The organism is Nocardioidaceae bacterium (assembly GCA_018672315.1).
Lineage (GTDB): Bacteria > Actinomycetota > Actinomycetes > Propionibacteriales > Nocardioidaceae > TYQ2.
On record CP076053.1, the window covers coordinates 1,016,034 to 1,033,891 of the forward strand.

Annotated in this window: 17 protein-coding genes; 9 read left to right on the top strand and 8 right to left on the bottom strand. The window is 72.5% G+C overall.

Going from position 1 to position 17,858, the window contains the following annotated elements:
* The first annotated feature begins 11 nt into the window (after nt 1-11).
* From KLP28_04745 to KLP28_04760, 4 genes are all read left to right on the top strand, one after another.
* The gene (locus KLP28_04745) at nt 12-1,199 is read left to right on the top strand and encodes a PspC domain-containing protein (GenBank protein QWC86037.1); all 1,188 of its coding nucleotides are present in this window, start codon (nt 12-14) and stop codon (nt 1,197-1,199) included.
* A complete protein-coding gene (locus KLP28_04750; protein ID QWC86038.1) occupies nt 1,196-1,531 on the top strand; it encodes a hypothetical protein in 336 nt (111 codons plus the stop codon). Before KLP28_04745 ends, KLP28_04750 begins: the two co-directional genes overlap by 4 nt.
* Complete coding sequence (locus KLP28_04755) at nt 1,528-2,073, top strand: hypothetical protein (GenBank protein QWC86039.1); 546 nt, start codon at nt 1,528-1,530, stop codon at nt 2,071-2,073. Before KLP28_04750 ends, KLP28_04755 begins: the two co-directional genes overlap by 4 nt.
* A gap of 107 nt (nt 2,074-2,180) precedes the next feature.
* Nucleotides 2,181-3,716 (top strand): hypothetical protein, encoded by a 1,536-nt coding sequence (locus KLP28_04760; protein ID QWC86040.1) that lies wholly within the window; start codon nt 2,181-2,183, stop codon nt 3,714-3,716.
* 30 nt (nt 3,717-3,746) lie between these two features.
* Here the strand turns inward: KLP28_04760 and KLP28_04765 are convergent, their stop codons facing one another.
* The 3 genes from KLP28_04765 to KLP28_04775 all read right to left on the bottom strand — a co-directional run bounded on the left by KLP28_04765 (nt 3,747) and on the right by KLP28_04775 (nt 6,364).
* Complete coding sequence (locus tag KLP28_04765) at nt 3,747-4,463, bottom strand: MerR family transcriptional regulator (protein ID QWC86041.1); 717 nt, start codon at nt 4,461-4,463, stop codon at nt 3,747-3,749.
* An 81-nt stretch (nt 4,464-4,544) separates the two neighbouring features.
* Entirely contained in the window at nt 4,545-5,837 is a 1,293-nt protein-coding gene (locus KLP28_04770; protein ID QWC86042.1) for a PASTA domain-containing protein, read from the bottom strand.
* Nucleotides 5,837-6,364: a SigE family RNA polymerase sigma factor gene (locus tag KLP28_04775; GenBank protein ID QWC86043.1), complete on the bottom strand. Its 528-nt coding sequence runs from the start codon at nt 6,362-6,364 to the stop codon at nt 5,837-5,839. Before KLP28_04775 ends, KLP28_04770 begins: the two co-directional genes overlap by 1 nt.
* Nucleotides 6,365-6,484: 120 nt before the next feature.
* On the opposite strand from KLP28_04775, the gene KLP28_04780 reads away from it, so the two are divergent.
* The 4 genes from KLP28_04780 to KLP28_04795 all read left to right on the top strand — a co-directional run bounded on the left by KLP28_04780 (nt 6,485) and on the right by KLP28_04795 (nt 9,447).
* The gene (locus KLP28_04780; GenBank protein QWC86044.1) at nt 6,485-7,627 is read left to right on the top strand and encodes an acyl-CoA dehydrogenase family protein; all 1,143 of its coding nucleotides are present in this window, start codon (nt 6,485-6,487) and stop codon (nt 7,625-7,627) included.
* Nucleotides 7,628-7,688: 61 nt separating this feature from the next.
* Complete coding sequence (locus KLP28_04785) at nt 7,689-8,282, top strand: hypothetical protein (GenBank protein QWC86045.1); 594 nt, start codon at nt 7,689-7,691, stop codon at nt 8,280-8,282.
* A gap of 20 nt (nt 8,283-8,302) precedes the next feature.
* Nucleotides 8,303-8,890: a hypothetical protein gene (locus KLP28_04790; protein ID QWC86046.1), complete on the top strand. Its 588-nt coding sequence runs from the start codon at nt 8,303-8,305 to the stop codon at nt 8,888-8,890.
* Complete coding sequence (locus tag KLP28_04795) at nt 8,887-9,447, top strand: copper resistance protein CopC (GenBank protein ID QWC86047.1); 561 nt, start codon at nt 8,887-8,889, stop codon at nt 9,445-9,447. Before KLP28_04790 ends, KLP28_04795 begins: the two co-directional genes overlap by 4 nt.
* A 31-nt stretch (nt 9,448-9,478) precedes the next feature.
* Here the strand turns inward: KLP28_04795 and KLP28_04800 are convergent, their stop codons facing one another.
* The gene (locus KLP28_04800; GenBank protein QWC86048.1) at nt 9,479-10,681 is read right to left on the bottom strand and encodes a mechanosensitive ion channel family protein; all 1,203 of its coding nucleotides are present in this window, start codon (nt 10,679-10,681) and stop codon (nt 9,479-9,481) included.
* Between the two features lie 66 nt (nt 10,682-10,747).
* Between KLP28_04800 and KLP28_04805 the strand changes: the two genes are divergently transcribed.
* Entirely contained in the window at nt 10,748-11,659 is a 912-nt protein-coding gene (locus KLP28_04805) for an alpha/beta fold hydrolase (GenBank protein QWC86049.1), read from the top strand.
* Here KLP28_04805 and KLP28_04810 read toward each other — a convergent pair.
* The 4 genes from KLP28_04810 to KLP28_04825 form a co-directional block, all read right to left on the bottom strand.
* On the bottom strand, nt 11,630-12,625 hold the full coding sequence (locus KLP28_04810) for a DUF368 domain-containing protein (protein QWC86050.1): 996 nt from the start codon (nt 12,623-12,625) through the stop codon (nt 11,630-11,632). The genes KLP28_04805 and KLP28_04810 overlap by 30 nt on opposite strands.
* A 3-nt stretch (nt 12,626-12,628) precedes the next feature.
* Nucleotides 12,629-14,203 (bottom strand): glutamine-hydrolyzing GMP synthase, encoded by a 1,575-nt coding sequence (gene guaA / locus KLP28_04815; protein QWC86804.1) that lies wholly within the window; start codon nt 14,201-14,203, stop codon nt 12,629-12,631.
* A 237-nt stretch (nt 14,204-14,440) separates the two neighbouring features.
* Entirely contained in the window at nt 14,441-16,177 is a 1,737-nt protein-coding gene (locus KLP28_04820; GenBank protein ID QWC86051.1) for a GMC family oxidoreductase, read from the bottom strand.
* A 42-nt stretch (nt 16,178-16,219) separates the two neighbouring features.
* Complete coding sequence (locus tag KLP28_04825) at nt 16,220-17,824, bottom strand: succinate-semialdehyde dehydrogenase (NADP(+)) (protein ID QWC86052.1); 1,605 nt, start codon at nt 17,822-17,824, stop codon at nt 16,220-16,222.
* Nucleotides 17,825-17,858 lie beyond the last annotated feature (34 nt).

Sequence of the window (17,858 nt, forward strand, 5' to 3'; positions counted from 1 at the left end):
ACGATGGAGCCATGAACGAGACCCATGACCCCGGCCCCGGACCCGACTCCGACACCATGACGGACCCCGGGCCCCAGCCACAGCCCCGACCACAGCCCCAACCACCGGGGCCTGTCCAGCGCGCTTCGCAGCTGACCAGGTCCCACGAGGACCGCTACCTCGGTGGTGTGGCCGGCGGTCTGGCCAGGCACCTGGCGATCGATCCGCTGCTGGTGCGGGTGGTGCTGGTCGTGCTGGGGCTCTTCGGTGTCGGGGTCGCGCTGTACGTCGCCCTGTGGCTCCTGCTCCCCGACGAGGCCACCGGAGCCGCTGCCGTCCGGACCTCCCCCTCCACACGCGGCTGGATCGTGGTGGCCGTGGCCGGGTTGAGCGCCCTGTTCCTCCTCGGTCCGGTGATGGGCCTCGGCGACGCCGGACCGCTGGTCCTCCTCGCTCTCGTCGTGGGGGCGGTGCTCTTCGTGCGCGAACGTCGATCGCGGCGAGCGGGACCGCGGCCGGTGCCGCCGGAGGCGTACGCCACCCCCCCGGCGCCGTTGGCGCCGCCCGCGCCCCGACGTCCCCGGCGCACCGGTCCGCTGCTGCTGTGGCCCGCGCTCGCGCTGATCGCCGTCGCGTGGGGCGCCCTCGGCCTGCTCGAGGCGCTGGGTACCGACGTGCGAGGCTCGATCTACCCCGCCGTGGGCCTGACCGTCGCCGGGGCCCTGCTCGTGCTCGGCGCCTGGCGCGGCCGCCCGCTGCTGCTCGGACTGCTCGGCTTCACCATGTCAGTCGCCCTGGCGATCACGTCGGCGGCCGAGAGCGGCGCGTTCGACGCGGAGACCACCCGGGTGGCCCCGACCGAGGTGTCCGCGCTGCCGGTGACGACGACCGTCGGGAGCGGTGACTACGTGCTCGACCTGCGCGGCATGGACCCGGCCGACCTCGCGGGTCGCGACATCACCCTCACGGGGTCCCTCGGTCAGATCGACGTGCTCCTGCCGGCCTCGGTACCGGTGCGTCTGCGAGGCGTGGTCGACGTGGTCGGCGAGATCCTCGTCGTGGGCTCGGACGCCGGCTGCAGCGGCTTCGACTGCCGCGTCGACACCCTCCTCACCCCGGACGGGGAAGGGACCGGCGGATCGCCCGACGCCGTGTCCGACCCGCTGGACCTGCGACTGACCCTGACCGCGGGCGTGATCCGCGTGGTGCCTGAGGCATGACCGGCGAGGAGGAGACCCGACCGCTGCACGAGCTGATGACGCCCACCGACGAGATCGACCAGACCGAGGACCCCATGGACACCACCGACGAGCACCCGACCGAGACGCTGACCCAGCCCGACCGCGACGTCCAGGAGGTCCGCGACGTACGCCCCGTCGCGCTCGTGCTGGGCGTCCTCTACCTCGGGGGGGTCGCGACCTGGGCGCTCGCGCAGAGCACCCTGCTGGGCGTCGAGGACCTCGGCGTCGTGCTGCCCTCCATGCTGCTCCTCGCCGGGATCGTCGGCCTGGTCGGCCTGGCCACCCGGCGCCGCGGCACACTCAGCGAGTGACCACTCCCTCCCTCGGCCGCCTCACGACCGTTCCCGCGCTGGAGCGCCCCGACCTGCTCGCCCCGGCGACGGTCGCGGCGCTGCAAGCGTGGCCCGGCGCCGACGACGTCGGCGTGGTGGCGATCGACCCGGGCCTCGCCGACACGGCGGCGCTGTGCGAGGCGTACGACCTGCCGCTGGCGGCCTCGGGCAACTGCGTCGTGGTCACCGGCAAGCGCGCCGGTGAGGAGCGGACGGCCGCCTGCGTCGTGCGGGCCGACACGCGGGCCGACGTCAACGGGCTGGTCAAGCGCACCCTCGACGTCCGCAAGGCCACCTTCCTGGCCACCGAACGAGCCGTGGCCGAGTCGGGCATGGAGTACGGCGGCATCACCCCGGTCGGGCTGCCCCCGGAGTGGCGCCTCCTGGTCGACGCCTCCCTGGCCGCGCAGGAGGTCGTCGTGCTCGGGTCGGGCGTACGCCGATCCAAGCTGCTGGTGCCCGGCCCGCTGCTGCTGGGGCTCCCCGGGGCCGACGAGGTCGAAGGGCTCGGCAAAGCCTGAGCGGATCACGCCCGACGCCGCGTCACCGCTCCTACCGTGAGGGGCGGGTCCCGCACGTGCGGCACCTGCGCCACTCGGGCGCACCACTTCGGGGGAAGTCCGTCATCATGCCTGTGCGTCGTCATGCCATCAGCCGGTCCAGCAACCGTCCACGCGCCCTGACCGTCACCGCCGCCGCCGTTGCGGCCGGCGGGCTCGTCCTCGGCGGCCTCGGGGTGCCGGCGGCGTCCGCCGCCGGCGCGCCGAAGGTGTCGCTGCGCGACGTCACCGTGCAGGAGCCGTCCGGCGGCGAGGCGCTCGCCACGCTGCGAGCCGTGCTGAGCCGTGCGGTCGACCGCACCGTCGTGGTGCGGTGGCGCACCGCGGGCGGCAGCGCCGTCGCCGGGGAGGACTTCACGCCCCGGAGCGGGCGCGCGATCATCCGCGCGGGTTCGCGAGCCACGCTGATCAGGGTGCCGGTGCTGGGTGACGCGGCCGTCGACGGCGGCAAGGAGCTGCGCGTGAGGATCACGAAGGTCAAGGGCGCGAAGGTCGGCAAGCGGATCGGCCGCGTCCGGATCCTCGACGCCGACACCGATGTGCCCGCGCCGCCGCCCGGGCTCGTCGGACTCCCCACCGGCCTCACCGTGCTGGAGGGACTGCCCGTCCGTCTGCCGCTGACGCTGACGTCGCTGCCCCTCGGACCCCTCGAGGTGCTCTGGGAGGTCGTGCCCGGCAGCGCCGACGCCGCCGACTTCGGCGAGCGCGCCGGCTCGACAGCCTTCGGCACCACCGACCTCTCCCGCGTGCTCTCGATCCCCACCGTCGACGACGACCTCGCCGAGCCCGACGAGAGGGCCTCGCTCGTGCTGACCGTCGTCTCCGGGGCCTACCGGTCCGCGCTCGCGACCGTGCCCCTGACGATTCTCGACAACGACGGAGCGGACGACGGCGACGGCGGGCCGGCGACCGGCCAGCTGCCCTCGCTCGGACTCGGCGACTCGTTGCCCACCGACCTGACCGACCTGCTCGGGCTCGGCGGCTCGCTGCCGATCCCGCTGTCGCTCAGCAAGGTCGGCACCTCCGACGTCACCGGTGTGCTCACCGCCACGGTGTCCACGGTCCTCGGCGACCTGCCCCTGGCCAGCATCCCCTTCACGATCCCGCAGGGGTCGCTCTCGCCGACGGGCACCCTGCTCCTGCCGCTGGCGAACCTCCCGGTCGGGGGCAGCGCCCTGACCGTCACCGTCACCCAGCTGACGGGCGCCGCGGCCGGCAACCTGACGCGTACGCTCACCCTCCCCGACGTCCTCCCGGACCCCGGGACGGACCCCGAGCCGCTGCCCGGACTGTCGCTCGGCACGCTGCCCGGCAGTCTCACCGGCCTGCTCCCCGGTGGACTCCCGGTGCCGCTCTCGCTCGACGGCGCCGCCCCGACGGAGGTGACCGGTGTGCTGACCGCCACGGTCTCGACCCTGCTCGGCGACCTGCCCCTCGCGAGCCTGCCCTTCACCATCCCGCAGGGGGCGACCAGCCCGCTCGGTGGTCTGCTGCTCCCGCTGACCGGTCTGCCGCTGGGCGCGCTGGGGGTCACGATGACCGTGACCGAGCTGACCGGTGCCCTCCCCGTGGGATCGCTGACCAGGACCTTGCCGATCCTCTGACCTCGCCGGTCCGACCCCACCGGCCGGTGCTCAGCGGGCCAACGACCGGGTGATCACCTCGTCCGCGGCCCGCTGGAAGCCCGAGACCACCGCCGCGAGCGTGATCTCACGCAGCCGCGCGTACGTCGCCTCCGTCGTGCGTGCGTCGCCGGCGCCCGCACGCCGGGGCCGCAGCACCCGCTCCCGGACGATCTCGGTGAGCTCGTCGGCGAGCGCGTCCATGTGGCGGTTGATCGCGGTGGCCGCCTCGACGAGCGACTCGGTCGGGATGTCGAGCTCGAGCATCTGCACGCCGACCTCGAAGCCCGGGGTCGGGGCCCAGCCCCCACCGGTCTCGCTGACCGCTCCGGTGAGCACCAGCCGGTCGAGCTCCTCCTCGGCCAGCGGCCTGCCGACCTCGGCCTCGAGCGCCTCACGGGTCAGCACCGTGCGGGGCACGGGCGACCAGCTGGTCAGCATCGTGCGCTGCAGCATCAGCTCCTCGACGCTGGCCTCCAACGGGATCGAGGAGAGGTGCCGCTCGATCGCGGCGAGCGTGAACCCGTGGTCCTGGAGGGCACGCACCAGCTCGAGCCGGGCCCGGTGCTCGGCGGTGTAGAAGGCGACGCGACCCCGGCGTACGGGTTGCGGCAGCAGTCCGCGTGAGGCGTAGTAGCGCGTCGTGCGCACGGTCACCCCGGTGACCTGCGCGAGCTCGTCGATCGTCAGCTCACCGGCGGACGCGGGTTCGGTGCTCGGCTCGGCCATGGGTCGAGGGTATGGCGCGACCGGACCCCCGCGGTGGATCGAGGTCATGTCCTGGCCCGGATCGACCGCGGGGACGAGGTCTCAGGGCACCGGCTCGTAGCGGGCGAGCTCACGACCGCCGTCCATGAGGATCAGGCTCTGCGGGCCGACCAGCACGCGGTCGGCCTGCTCGACGCCGACGCCGGCGGGACGTTCGCACCGACGGCGGGGCGTGCACCCGGTGCGCTCCTCGGAGCCGGCAGAGGTCGAGAGGGCGCCGTCGGGCCCGACGTCGTACTGCCTGACGTGGCGGTTCACACCGTCATTCCAGGTCACCGTGCGCCCGGTGAGGACGATGCGCCCCAGCGTCCCGGGCAGCGGCGGCTGACCCGCCACGTCGACGAGCCGCCAGGTGCCCACCAGGTCCTCGTCGGTCGCCGCGGTCGGCGAGGTGAAGTCCACCGGGTCCTCGCTGTCGGCGACGTAGGTGACCTCGACGGCGGCGCCACGAGGCACCACCGTGCCGGGCTCCACGTCGGTGCTCACGACGGTCCCGGTTTCCCCCTCGCTCGGGGCCACGGGCACCGGCATCGCCACCAGGCCGTAGGACTCGAGCAGTCGCACGTACGTCTCCACGCCCAGCCCCTCGTACGCCGGCACGCCCGCGTGGTCGTCGACGACGCGCACCCGGTCGAGGATGTCGTCGACGGTGCGGGCGTCGGTGGTCGACCGTGCGCCGACCTCGAGCCCGAGCTCGTCGAAGACGACCGATGCCCCGCACTGCGGCGGGCGGGTCTGGAAGCAGAAGACGCCGGCGCGGCCGGCCGGCTCCCCGGAGACGACCCTGTCCTGCTCCATCCCGGGTGTGTCGTCGTCGACCGGCCCGACGGTCACCCGCTCCAGGCGGCTCGCGAGCAGGTCGCACGCGTCGGCGTCGTCCTGCGGGTCGGCACCGGAGGTCACGTACGCCGCGTCGCGCGGGCAGGCGCGGCCGTCCCCTGCGTCGAGCACCCACTCGCTCGGCACCGAGACGACGACGGGTCCGACGCCCAACCAGACCGATCCCATCGGCGGGGCCCCGAGGCGGCGCTCCGTCTGCAGGGGTGGTTGTCCGCCCTCGGCCGGTCCGGCGTCCGTCGCACGGTCGGAGGCGGCCGGAAGGAGGCTCTCGGCGGCGATGCCCGCCCCTCCCACGAGGAGGGCGCTGGCCGCCGCGACCGCCAGGGCGGCCACCCAGGGGCGGCGCACGACCTCGCTGCGGACCCGCCGTCCCGGACGGCTCGCGTCCCGGCGGATCTCCGCCACCGGTGCCGCTGCGACCGGCAGCCGCTCCGCCTGGCGCTCCAGCGCCGCGGCGACCCGACTCTCGATGTCGTCGTGATGACGGCTGCTCATCAGCGACCACGCTCCTCGATCAGCGCGGGGTGGGCGGCCAGGGCCGCCAGCGCCCGCGACGTACGACTCTTGACGGTGCCCACGGCGATCCCGAGCGCCTCCGCGGTCTCGGCCTCACCGAGGTGGGCGTAGTAGCGCAGCACCACGACGGCGCGCTGCGCCTCGGGCAGACCGGCCACCGCGCGGGCCAGGAAGTCCGCCTCGTCGACCGACGCCATCGGGTCGAGGGCCTCCCCACCCGGCGGCTCGGGCAGGTGCTCGACCGGCCGTTCGCCCCACCAGCGCCTGCGGCGCATCGAGGTGAACAGGTTGACCAGGATGCGGTGCACGTACGCGTCGCGGTTCTCCGCCGCACTGACCCGGTCCCACTTGAGCAGACACCGCGTGAGGGTCTCCTGGGCGACGTCCTCGGCCTCGGACGGCGATGCCCCGAGCAGCACCGCCGTCCGCACGAGACGTGGCCAGCGGGCGTGGACGTACGCGTCGAAATCCGCGTCCGTCCCGCCCGTGTCGGCGCCGCTGCTCACCTGGCCAAGCCTCACACCGAACCGACGCGGTGGGTGGCAGCCGGGGTTCCACGGGCCTCGTGATTTTTCGCGGGCCTCGGTGCTTGCACCGTGACAGTTTCACTGTCACAGTTCCATGTCATGAGCCGAGACATCTTCGAGCCCGAGCACGAGGACTTCCGCAGCACCGTGCGCACCTTCGTCGAGCGCGAGTGCGTCCCCCACCACGACCAGTGGGAGAAGGACGGCCAGGTCAGCCGCGAGGTGTGGCAGAAGGCGGGCGAGGCCGGGATCCTCGCCTTCGACGTCGAGGAGGCGTACGGCGGCCTCGGCATCGACGACTTCCGCTACAACCAGGTCGTGTGCGAGGAGCTCGCCCGCGCCGGCGTGAGCGGCCCCGGCTTCCTGCTGCACACCGACATCATCGTTCCCTACATCTCCGCCCTCGGCACCGAGGACCAGAAGCAGCGCTGGCTGCCCGGATGCGTCTCAGGCGACATCATCACCGCGATCGGCATGACCGAGCCCGGCGCCGGCTCGGACCTGCAGGGGCTGCGCACGAACGCGGTCGACAAGGGCGACCACTACGTGCTCAACGGGTCCAAGACCTTCATCAGCAACGGCATCATGGCCGACATCGTCGTCGTGGTCGCCCGCACCGACCCCGACGCGGGCCACATGGGCTTCAGCCTGCTCGTCGTCGAGACCGGCATGGAAGGCTTCGAGCGCGGCCGCAACCTCGACAAGGTCGGCCTGCACGCCCAGGACACCGCCGAGCTCTTCTTCGACAACGTGATGGTGCCGAAGGAGAACCTGCTCGGCCAGGAGGGCCACGGCTTCATCTACCTGATGGAGAACCTCCCCCAGGAGCGCCTGTCCATCGCGATGATCGCGGCGGCCTCCTGCCAGCGCACCCTCGACCTGTGCCTGGCGTACGCGAAGGAGCGCGAGGCCTTCGGCAAGCCGATCGGCAAGTTTCAGCACAACCGGTTCCTCATCGCCGAGATGGCCACGAAGGCCCACATCTGCCAGGTCTTCGTCGACGACTGCGTGACGCGGCACAACAAGGGCGAGCTCGACACCAAGCTGGCCTCGATGGCCAAGTGGTGGACCACCGAGCTGCAGGTCGAGCTCGTGAACCACGGGGTGCAGCTGCACGGTGGCTACGGCTACATGAACGAGTACCCGATCGCACGGGACTACAAGGACGCCCGCATCCAGACGATCTACGGCGGCACGACGGAGATCCAGAAGGAGATCATCGGCCGCTCGCTGGGCATCTGAGCGGGCATCTGAGCGGGTCGCAGCCGCTTCGGGACAGCTCGGGCGCGTACGTTCGGTGACCATGGCCACCGCACTGCTCGAGCTGGTGGAGCCGGATCTCGACTCCTCCTCGCGCCTCTCGCAGCCGCCCACGCACCGCAGGGCACGCCCACCTCGGGACCGCCGCCCGCTGCTCGTGGTCGCGGTCGCGCAGCGGGCGGGGACGACGTGGACGACGCGGGTCGCCGTGCCGGCGGGCGAGATGACCGCGCTCGTACGCCGCCTCACCGGCAAGGTCGAGCTGCTGCTCGACGAGGTGCTGGCGCTGCTCGGCGAGATCCGGCCGCTGGTGCCCGCCGTGGTCGCGGCCGTGGAGCAGGGCCTGCTGGAGGAGGTGACGGGTCTCGTCCGCGAGGCCCGGCCGCTGGTGCCGAAGATCGGCGACGCCCTCGACCGCGGCCTGCTGGACGACCTGGACGCCACGCTGGCCCGCCTCGAGACGCTGCCGCGCACCCAGGACGACGTACGCCTGATCGTGGAGACGCTGCAGACCCTGGTCGGGCTCACGACCATCACGCTCGACCAGCTCGAGTCGATCCCCGGCGCCGGTCTGGTGCGCCGCCGCATCACCAAGGCGCTGGCCGACGCCCAGGTCGCGCCCGCGCGGGAGGCCTGAGCCGACCGTAGGATCGGGGCATGAGCCGCACCGTCTCCCGCCGCCTGTCCGCTCTCGTCGCCCTGCCTCTGGCCGCGGCGCTCCTGACCGCCTGCGGAGGCGACGAGGACGCCGAGACCACCCCGTCGACGGTCGAGGAGACGAACTCCATGGGCGGCATGACGGGGATGACGATGAACGACCCGACCGCCACGGCTGCCGACGAGCTGCCCGGCGCCGCGCTGCGCACCGGGGAGTTCGCCGTGCTCGACACGGCCCCGCCGGGGAGCGAGGGCGTCAGCGGCACCTCCTACGTCGCGACCGAGGCCCCCGGAGCACCCGGCACCACCTGGACTGTCCGGCTCGCCGGCCTGCAGCCCGACACGGAGTACGTCGGGCACCTCCACGAGCAGGCCTGCGGCGACGACGCGGGCGGCGACCACTTCAAGTTCGACCCGGCGGGCTCCGACGTGCCCCCCAACGAGGTGCACATCGGGTTCACCACCGACTCCGAGGGCAACGGCGAGGCGACCGTGACCAACGAGACCGCCGTCGGCGACGGGGTGAAGGCGTCGGTGATCCACCCGGCCGCGGCGATGGACAACAAGCTCGCCTGCGCCGACCTGTGAGGGTCGCGGCAGGTCTGGGCCTCGCGGCGGCGACCGTCGCGGTCGTCGGCGCCTCGTCGCCCGCGGCGTACGCCCACGGGGACTTCGAGACCGGCTCGCCCGGGCCGGGCGACGCGATCGCGGCCGGCAGCACGACGCTGACGCTGCAGTTCGTCGACATCGACCCCGGCAGCCGCGCGGTGGTCGAGCTGTCGGAGACCGGCGGCGAGGTACAGCCTGTCGGCGCAGCGCTCGTGCTCCCCGACGCGGCCACGGTGTGCGCGCGGACCGAGCCGCTCGACCCGGGCATCTACACCGTCGCCTACCGGCTCGACAGCCCCGACGGCGCGGTCGCCGAGAGCGCGTACGTCTTCGAGGTCGTCGACGGCGCTGCCGAGGACCCCCTGGCCGCAGGCCCCTGCGCCGACACCGAGCTGCGGCCCGCGGGGATGCCCGCCGTCTCCACCGCCGACTCCGGCAGCGTCGCCCCGCTGATCGCAACGGGCGCGGCGGTCTCGGTGGTGGTCGTCGGCGGGATCGTCGTGGCGTTGCGACGACGGCAGTCGCCGGAGGCCTGATCGCGGCGTGATCGGGGCCCTGAGCCGGAGCTCAGGCGTCGCCGTCCCCGTCGTCGGTCGGCTCGCCGCGTACGCGGGTGCTGCGGGTGTCGTCGGAGGTGCGCGCGGCGTGCCGCTGCGCCGTGGGACGCGGCGTCTCCTCGGGCAGTCGCGCACCCACCTCGCGCGTGCCCACACCGGCCCCGCTCGCCTCACGCAGCTCGACGCGCTGTCGCGGCAGCCCGGCGGGACGCTCCCGCCGGATCCAGGCCGCGAGGTCCTCGCGCACCGCGCACCGCAGGTCGAAGAGGCTGCCGGGCTCGGCGGCGGTGACCAGCACCCGCACGGTGAGCCAGCCCTCGGTGGCGTCGGTGACCTGCACGACCTTCGCGCGGCCGTCCCAGAGCAGGTTCCCCTCCAGCACCCGGTCCAGCTCGGTGCGCACCTCGTCGACGTCGACCTCCCAGTCGAGGTCGAGCTCGACGGTGCCGGTCATGGAGGTGTCGAACTTCGTCCAGTTCTCGAAGGGGTTGCCGATGAACCACGTGGAGGGCAGCACGACGCGGCGCTCGTCCCAGGTGCGGACGACCACGTAGGTCAGGGTGATCTCCTCGATGCGGCCCCACTCGCCGTCGACCACGACGACGTCGTCGAGCCGGATCGCGTCGGAGAACGCCAGCTGCGCGCCGGCGATCACGTTGGCCAGCACGGACTGCGCGGCCAGCGCCGCCACGATCGAGATCAGACCGGCCGAGGCGAGCACGGAGGCACCGAGCGCGCGTACGCCCGGGAAGCTCAGCAGCGCGGCGCCGACGGCGACGACCGCGACGGCGGCGACGGTGAGCCGGCGCAGCACCAGCACCTGCGTACGCGCCCGCTTGCTGTGCGCCTTGCTGTCGTCGTCTCCGTTCCACCGGGCGAGGTGGAGGTCCTCGAAGAAGAGCAGCGTCGCGCCGATCAGCCAGGCACCGGCGCCGATGGAGGCGATCCGCAGGATGAGGCCGATGCCGTTCCAGTCCCCGGGCCGGATCGCCTCGGGTCGCACCGCGTCCACGACGAACCCGAAGGCGAGCACCAGGACCAGCAACCGGAACGGGATCCGCACGTGCTTGGCGAAGTCGCCCGCCACCCACCACTTGCGCCCGGAGATCCGGAAGACCAGGTGGACGACGACCATGAGGGCCAGCGCCGCGAGGGCGGCGAAGCCGAGGTCACGGAAGAGCTCTGCGTAGGTCACCACGTCCCGGTTGCGCACGACCTCCACTCTGCCGTGCCGGCGTTCACAGTGGCCACCGGGGCGGACGGTGGGTAAGAGCCGTCCATGAGCATCGACGTGCTGCGTACGCCTGACTCCCGCTTCGACCGGATCCAGGGGTGGGACCACGAGACCCGCTACGCCCAGGTCGGCGGAACCGACGACCTGCCCGAGGTCCGCATGGCGTACGTCGACGAGGGACCCCGCGACGCCCCGACCGTGCTGTTGCTGCACGGGGAGCCGACGTGGGGCTACCTCTACCGCCACATGGTGCCCACGTTGCTCGAGGCCGGGCTGCGGGTCGTGGTGCCGGACCTGATCGGGTTCGGGCGTTCCGACAAGCCGAGGCGCACGAGCGACTACACCTACCAGCGGCACACCGACTGGTTGCTGTCGTTGCTCGACCAGCTCGACCTGGCCGACGACCTCACGCTCTTCGGGCAGGACTGGGGGTCCTTCATCGGCCTACGCATCGCCGGCCTGCAGCCCGACCGCTTCGCGCGCATCATGATCAGCAACGGGATCCTCCCCAACGACGCCGTGCCGATGGGCCGCGGCTTCAAGGCCTGGCGCGCCTTCGCACGGTGGACCCCGATCCTCCCGGCGCCGGCGGTCGTCACGGTCGCCTCGAAGCGCTGGCTCGGACCCGCCGACCTCAGGGCGTACGCCGCGCCCTTCCCGTCGCGACGCTACGACGCCGCCTCGCGGGTGTTCCCGGCGCTGGTGCCCACCGACCCGGACCACGCCGAGATCGAGGTCCAGCGGGAGGCGTGGGCCGGCCTCGGGCGCTACGACAAGCCGTTCCTGTGCGTCTTCGGCGAGGACGACTTCGTGCTCGGCAAGCTCGACGAGCCGCTGATCCAGCACGTGCCGGGGGCGGCGGGACAACCGCACGACCGCATCCCCGGAGGTCATTTCATCCAGGAGGACCAGGGGCCGGAGCTCGCGTCACGGCTCGTGGACTTCGTGCGCGGCTGATCCTCGGTCGCGGCTCTCGCGGCGCGCCTCGACGACGATCAGCGCGGCCACGACGGCGGCGCCGAGCAGCGCGAGCCCGACCGGCCCCCAGACCGGGGCGTACGGCGCCACGAGCCCGCCGACGTCCTCGCCCTCTCCGGACTGCCACGGCCACAGGGCGCGGAGCGAGCCGACCATCAGGCCCGCCATGACGAGCAGCGTCGTCCGCCGGTGTTGGGTCAGCGCCCATCGGAGCACGGGCACGAACAGCGCCAGACCGACGGCCGCGCCGGCGGCGAACACCCCGACGTACGCGAGGTCGCGGTCGTCCACCGCGGCCAGCGTGGGCCCGTAGAGCCCCACCGCGAGCAGGAAGAACGAGCCGGAGACTCCCGGCAGCACGAGCGCATTGATGGCCACGGCCGCAGCGAGCAGCACCACGAGGAGCGGCGGCCCGTCTCCCCCGCCGCCCGTGTCGGCGCCTGCAGCCAGGCCCACGAGCAGGAACGCGACGACGGCGGACGCGACCGCGACGAGCGCGTCGACCCACGGAGGGCGGTGTGCGGCCGGGAGCATCCGCAGGGGCACGACGACACTGACGGCGACCAGCCCGAAGAAGAGGCCGCGGGCGAGCTCGGGCTCACCGGACACGAAGCCGCTGAGGAGGCCCGCGATCGTGACGACCGCCGTCGCCATGCCGAGGAGCACCGGCACGATGAGCCACCAGTCCGTACGCCTCACCTCGACGCGCGCGGCAGCCACCCGGTCCGGGCCGGTCACGAGGCGCCGCAGCGCTCCGAGCACGTGCGAGGCGGAGTCGATGAGCTGGTCGTACACGCCGACGACCAGCGCCACGGTGCCACCGGAGACGCCGGGCACGAGCTCGGCGCAGCCGATCAGGAAGCCCCGAAGGAGGTCCAGCGGCAGCAACTTCCTGGAGCGGCTCGGGCTCTCGACCTGCTCCAGCGGCGGCGGGGTCTCAGCCACGCCTCACTCCCACTCGATCGTGCCGGGCGGCTTGGAGGTGATGTCGACGGTGACGCGATTGATCTCGCGCACCTCGTTGGTGATGCGGGTGGAGATGCGCTCCATGACCTCGTACGGCAGCCGCGCCCAGTCGGCGGTCATCGCGTCCTCGCTGGTCACCGGTCGCAGCACGACAGGGTGGCCGTACGTGCGCCCGTCGCCCTGCACACCGACAGAGTGCACGTCGGCGAGCAGCACCACCGGCATCTGCCAGATGTCACGGTCGAGGCCGGCGGCGGTGAGCTCCTCGCGCGCGATCGCGTCGGCCTCGCGGAGGATGTCGAGCCGCTCACGGGTGACCTCGCCGATGATGCGGATGCCGAGTCCGGGACCGGGGAACGGCTGGCGCCACACGATGTCGGCGGGGAGACCGAGCTCCTCGCCCACGAGCCGCACCTCGTCCTTGAACAGCGCACGCAGGGGCTCGACGAGCTCGAACTCGAGGTCGTCGGGCAGGCCGCCGACGTTGTGGTGGGACTTGATGGTGGAGGCGCCGGCGCCGCCGCCGGACTCGACGACGTCGGGGTAGAGGGTGCCTTGCACGAGGAACGCGACCGTGTCGCCGTCCGCGGCCGCCGCACCCAGCACGTCGGCCTGAGCCGCCTCGAAGACCCGGATGAACTCGCGACCGATGATCTTGCGCTTCGCCTCGGGCTCGGAGGTGCCGGCGAGGGCGTCGAGGAACCGGTCCTGCGCCTCCACGACGTGCAGGTCGACACCGGTGGCGGCGACGAAGTCACGCTCGACCTGCGCGGACTCTCCCTTGCGCATCAGCCCGTGGTCGACGTACACGCAGGTCAGCTGGTCGCCGATCGCGCGCTGCACGAGCGCGGCCGCCACAGCCGAGTCGACCCCTCCGGACAGCCCGCAGATGGCCTTGCCGTCGCCGATCTGCTCGCGGATCAGGGCGACCTGCTCCTCGACGATGTTCGCGCTCGTCCAGGTGCGGCGGCAGCCGGCGATGTCGTGGAGGAAGTGGTCGAGCACCTCCTGCCCGTACTCGGTGTGCAGCACCTCGGGGTGCCACTGCACGCCCGCCAGTCCGCGGGCCACGTCCTCGAAGGCCGCGACCGGCGACGCCTGCGTCGTGGCGAGGGCGGTGAAGCCGTCGGGTGCGGCGGTCACGGAGTCGCCGTGACTCATCCACACCCGGTGGGTCTCCGGCATGCCCGCGAGCAGCGTGCCGCCCTCGGTCACGGAGACCGGCGTCCGTCCGTACTCGCTGACCCCGGTGCGCTCCACCGTGCCGCCGAGGGCGGACGCCATCGCCTGGAAGCCGTAGCACATGCCGAAGACCGGCACCCCGGCCTCGAAGACGCCGGCGTCGACCTGGGGAGCGCCCGGCTCGTAGACCGAGGACGGTCCACCCGAGAGGACGATCGCCTTCGGCTGTCTCGCGAGCATCTCGCTCACCGGCATCGTGTGCGGCACGATCTCGGAGTAGACGTCAGCCTCGCGGACCCGGCGCGCGATGAGCTGGGCGTACTGCGCGCCGAAGTCGACGACCAGCACGAGGTCGTGCTCGGGCAGATCGCTCACGGCGACATCCTCGGTGCTCACCGACCGATCGTATCGACCGCGGGCGACGTGACTCGGCGCGGATCCCGACCGAGGGAGGGAGGGGGGTCGGGATCCGCGCCGTGGACGACCGGACGTGGGAGGAGGGAGGTCTGCCGTCCGTCACTGCCTCAACGACGGGTCACCCAGCGGGTTACGCGGCCTCGGGTTTCTTTACTTTCGGAGTCCGTGACCTGCCACGTGACCGGGTGAGACCTCTCAGGAGACCGCGACGATCGGGAGGCGCAGCGCCGCGGGGGCGTGGTCGGGCACCACCGGGTGGGCGGGGCGCACCGGCTCCAGGGGCGCGTACGCCGACCCGGGCGCGGGTCGCGGGTCGGCCTCGCCCTTGTTGGGCCAGTACGCCATCGCCCGCTCGGCCTGCGCGGTGATCGTGAGCGACGGGTTGACGCCGAGGTTCGCCGAGATCGCCGAGCCGTCGGCGATGTGGAGTCCCGGGTAGCCGTGCACCCGCTGCCACGGGTCGATCACGCCCGTCGCGGCGGTCTCGCCGATCGTGCAACCACCGATGAAGTGAGCGGTCAACGGCATGTTGAAGGGCTCACCGATGTTGCCGCCCGGCGTACCCCCCAGGTGAGCGGCGATGCGCTTGACGGCGTCGTTGGCCGCCGGGATCCAGGTCGGGTTCGGCGCCCCGTGCCCCTGCCGCGAGGTCATCCGCCAGGTGCCGAAGCGACCCTTCTTGCCGTAGGTGGTGATCGAGTTGTCCAGGCTCTGCATCACCAGGGCGATGACGGTGCGCTCGGACCAGTGCTTGAGGTCGTACAGCTGGGTCAGGCTCGCCCGCTGCGTCCACAGCTCGCGGAGCCAGCTGCGCCACCGCGGTCCCGGCACGTCGCCGTCGGTCAGCACCGTCTGCATCAACGCCATCGTGTTGTGGCCCCTGCCGTAGCGGCACGGCTCGATGTGGGTGTCGGAGTCGGGGTGGAAGCTCGAGGTGATCGCGACGCCGTAGGAGTAGTCGGTCGTGTCGTCCTTCGGTGAGATCGCGCCGAGGATCGACTCCGAGTTCGTCCGCGAGAGGTAGCCGAGCCGGTCCGAGAGCCGCGGCAGGTGCCCCTCGTCCTTCATGCGGTGCAGCAGCTTCTGGGTGCCGAGCGAGGCGGCGGCGAAGACGACGTGCTCGGCCGAGAGCGTCCGGGTCGTGCGCGGGGTGGACCGGCGCGCCTTGGAGAACTTGATGCGTACGTCGTAGCCGCCCCCCGCGGCCTCACCCCGCTCGGTCACCCGGGTGACGGTGCTGAGCGGCATCACCCGTGCACCGTTCTGCTCGGCGAGGTAGAGGTAGTTCTTGACCAGCGTGTTCTTTGCGTTGTGCTTGCAACCCGACATGCACTCGCCGCAGTTGCGGCAGGGGTTCCGGTCGGGCCCGGCGCCGCCGAAGTACGGGTCGGCGACGGGCGTGTCCGGGTCCGCACCCGGGCCACCGAAGAACACCCCGACGGGCGTGGGGTGGAAGGTCTCCCCGACGCCGAGGTCGGTGGCGACCTTCTCCATCACGTCGTCGGCCGGCGTACGCACCGGGTTCTCCACGACGCCGAGCATGCGCTTGGCCTGGTCGTAGAACGGGGCGAGCTCGCTCTTCCAGTCGGTGATGCCCGACCACTGGGGGTCCTGGTAGAACGCGTCGAGGGGTTCGTAGAGCGTGTTGGCGTACACCAGGGAGCCGCCGCCGACGCCCGCTCCGGCCACGATCATCGTGTCGCGCACCGCGTCGATGCGCTGGATGCCGTAGCACCCGATCCACGGCGCCCACAGGTAGGACTTCAGGTCGGTGGTGCCGGTGCTGAAGTCGGAGTCCTCGAAGCGCGCCCCCGCCTCGATCACGCCGACCCGGTAGCCCTTCTCGGTCAGGCGCAGGGCCGTGACGGAGCCGCCGAAGCCGCTGCCGATGACGAGCACGTCGTAGTCGAAGTCGTTGTCCGCGCCGGTCATCGTCGCGCTCCTCTGGTCGTACGGGTCGGGGTGGGGGCGCGGTCAGGCGCGGCGGATCGCCTTGAGGGCCCGCAGGCTCACGGTCATGAACTGGGCGTACTGCTTCTCGCTCATGCCGAGCATCGGCGCGAACCGCATGAAGCGCTGGGTCGCCACCGACTGGCTCTCGGTGAACCGCAGGATGCCCTCGGCGCCCTGGCGGCGCCCCATGCCGGACTCGCGCATGCCGCCCATCGGGGAGTCGATGGAGCCGAAGGTCGCGGCGTACGCCTCGTTGACGTTGACCGTGCCGCACTTGATGCGCCGGGCGACGTCGCGGCCGCGGGCGGTGTCGCGGGTGTAGACCGACCCGTTGAGGCCGTACTCGCCGGAGTTGGCGAGCTCGACCGCCTCGTCCTCGTCGGAGAACCGGTAAAGGCTGACGACCGGGCCGAAGGTCTCGTCCCCGAACGCCTTCATGTCCGGCGTGACGCCCTCCATGATGGTCGGCTCGAAGTAGAACGGGCTCAGGTCGGTGCGCAGGTTGCCGCCGGTCAGCACGGTCGCGCCCTTGCTGCGCGCGTCCTCGGTGTGGTCGACCGCGGTGTCGATCTGGTCCTGGCTGATCAGCGACCCCATGTCGGACTCCCAGCGCAGGGACGCCTCGAGGTGCATGGCCTCGGTCCGCTCGACGAACTTCGCACTGAACTCGTCGTACACGTCCTCGTGGACGTAGAAGCGCTCGGAGGAGACGCACAGCTGGCCGGAGTTGCCGAACGCGGCGCGCATCGCGCCCTCGACCGCGCGGTCGACGTCGGCGTCGGCGAGCACGAGGAAGGGGTTCTTGCCGCCGAGCTCGAGCGAGCAGCCGATGAGCAGCTCGGCGCACTGCGTGGCGATGATCTTGCCGGTGGCGGTGGAGCCGGTGAACTGCACGTAGTCCGACCGCTGGATCATCGGCGTGCCGAGCTCGCGGCCGGGGCCGGCGACGACGTTCCAGCAGTCCTTCGGCAGGCCGGCGTCCTCGAGCAGCTGGGCGCCGAGGAGGGCGGTCAGCATCGTCTGGGCGTCGGGCTTGGTGACGACGGTGTTGCCGGCGGCGAGGGCGGCGATGCCGTCGCTCAGAGCCATCGTGAAGGGGTAGTTCCACGGCGAGATGACGCCGACGACGCCCTTGGGCACGTGGTTGAGGTCGATGCGGGTCGCGATCGGGATGGCGCCGAGCTTGCGCTCGGAGCGCAGGTGCTTGCCGAGCGTGCGGCCGTAGTAGCGCGCGGTCAGCGCGACGTGCAGGGTCTCGTCGAAGGCGTTCTTGCGGGCCTTGCCGGACTCCAGGCAGATCATGTCGATGATCTCGACCTGGCGGTCGAGGATCAGGTCGTGGAGGTCGAGCAGCACCTTGCCGCGCTCGGCGTACGACATCGCGGCCCAGGCGGGCTGCGCGGCGCGGGCGCGGTCGTACGCCTCGGCGACGTCGGACTCGTCGCTCTGCGGGATCGAGGCGAGCGGCGCCCCGTCGATGGGTGAGGACACGTCGACGCTGCGGCCGGTGCTCGAGACGACGCGAGAGGTGAGGGACTGGGCGTACGCCGGCTCCAGCTTCAGTGCCGCCCGCGGGTCGTGCTCGGGGTCGTGGGGGCCGGTCTCGAGGGAGGGGTGGGCGCTCATGGGCTCAGGGTAAGTGACCGGCGTCTCGTCGTAC

Bases quoted from the DNA above. Each gene is read 5' to 3' on its own strand.
- KLP28_04745 (QWC86037.1), top strand. From the start codon at position 12: ATGAACGAGACCCATGACCCCGGCCCCGGACCCGACTCCGACACCATG.
- KLP28_04825 (QWC86052.1), bottom strand. From the start codon at position 17,824: ATGAGCGCCCACCCCTCCCTCGAGACCGGCCCCCACGACCCCGAGCAC.
- KLP28_04760 (QWC86040.1), top strand. From the start codon at position 2,181: ATGCCTGTGCGTCGTCATGCCATCAGCCGGTCCAGCAACCGTCCACGC.
- KLP28_04770 (QWC86042.1), bottom strand. From the start codon at position 5,837: ATGAGCAGCCGTCATCACGACGACATCGAGAGTCGGGTCGCCGCGGCG.
- KLP28_04750 (QWC86038.1), top strand. From the start codon at position 1,196: ATGACCGGCGAGGAGGAGACCCGACCGCTGCACGAGCTGATGACGCCC.
- KLP28_04820 (QWC86051.1), bottom strand. From the start codon at position 16,177: ATGACCGGCGCGGACAACGACTTCGACTACGACGTGCTCGTCATCGGC.
- KLP28_04765 (QWC86041.1), bottom strand. From the start codon at position 4,463: ATGGCCGAGCCGAGCACCGAACCCGCGTCCGCCGGTGAGCTGACGATC.
- KLP28_04780 (QWC86044.1), top strand. From the start codon at position 6,485: ATGAGCCGAGACATCTTCGAGCCCGAGCACGAGGACTTCCGCAGCACC.
- KLP28_04785 (QWC86045.1), top strand. From the start codon at position 7,689: ATGGCCACCGCACTGCTCGAGCTGGTGGAGCCGGATCTCGACTCCTCC.
- KLP28_04790 (QWC86046.1), top strand. From the start codon at position 8,303: ATGAGCCGCACCGTCTCCCGCCGCCTGTCCGCTCTCGTCGCCCTGCCT.
- KLP28_04805 (QWC86049.1), top strand. From the start codon at position 10,748: ATGAGCATCGACGTGCTGCGTACGCCTGACTCCCGCTTCGACCGGATC.